1 pseudogene is annotated in these 859 nt (G+C 68.9%); it reads left to right on the top strand.

Annotation, left to right across the window (positions count from 1 at the left end):
- Positions 1-859 (top strand): annotated as a pseudogene (locus FAF44_RS53415) (IS3 family transposase); the annotation flags it as partial.

Raw genomic sequence — 859 nt, 5'->3', positions numbered from 1 at the left:
GCGGTGGCGCTGGTGCTGTCGAGGCCGGATCGGACGATCACGTCGATCGCGCGGGATCTGGGGGTCAGCCGCGAGACGCTGCGGGTGTGGGTACGCGCCGCGCAGGCTCGGGGTGAGGGCGGGCCACGAGCGGCCGGCGGGGTCGGGACCGGCAAGGACACACCGGCCGGGCCCGTACCCTCGGACGACGTGCTGGAAGAGGAGAACAAGCAGCTCAAGGCGCGGATCCGGGAGCTGGAGCAAGAGCGAGACATTCTGCGTAAGGCGGCCAAGCTTTTCGCGAACGAGACGAACTGGTGAACCGCTTCCGGTTTGTTGAGGATCACAAGGCGTTCTACGGAGCGAAGCGGTTGTGTCGGGTGCTGCAGGTGTCGCGCTCGGGCTTCTACCGGTGGCTGAAGGGCTCCGCGGCGCGGCTGGCCCGCCGCCAGGCCGACGCGCAGTTGGCCGAGCGAGTACGGCGGATCCATGCCGAGCATGACGGCACCTACGGCTCGCCCCGGGTGACGGTCGAGTTGCGCGCGGCCGGGATCGTGGTCAACCACAAGCGGGTGGAACGGGTGATGCGCGAGCACGGCATCGCCGGGCTGCATCTGCGCAAGAAGGTCCGCACCACCATCCCGGAACCGGACGCGGCACCGGTGCCTGACCTGCTCCAGCGCGACTTCACTGCCGAGCGGCCGAACACCCGCTACGTCGGCGACATCACCTATCTGCCCGTCAGTGGTGGCCGGTTCCTCTATTTGGCCACCGTCGTGGATCTGTATTCGCGTCGGCTGGTCGGCTGGTCGATCGCCGATCACATGCGCACCGAACTCGTCGTCGACGCGCTGCAGGCAGCGGCGCACACCCGGGGCGG

It is taken from the genome of Nonomuraea sp. MG754425, assembly GCF_021699195.1.
Classification (GTDB): Bacteria; Actinomycetota; Actinomycetes; order Streptosporangiales; family Streptosporangiaceae; genus Nonomuraea.
The sequence above is the reverse complement of the archived record's forward strand: the minus strand, read 5'-3'. Positions and strand labels throughout refer to the sequence as shown.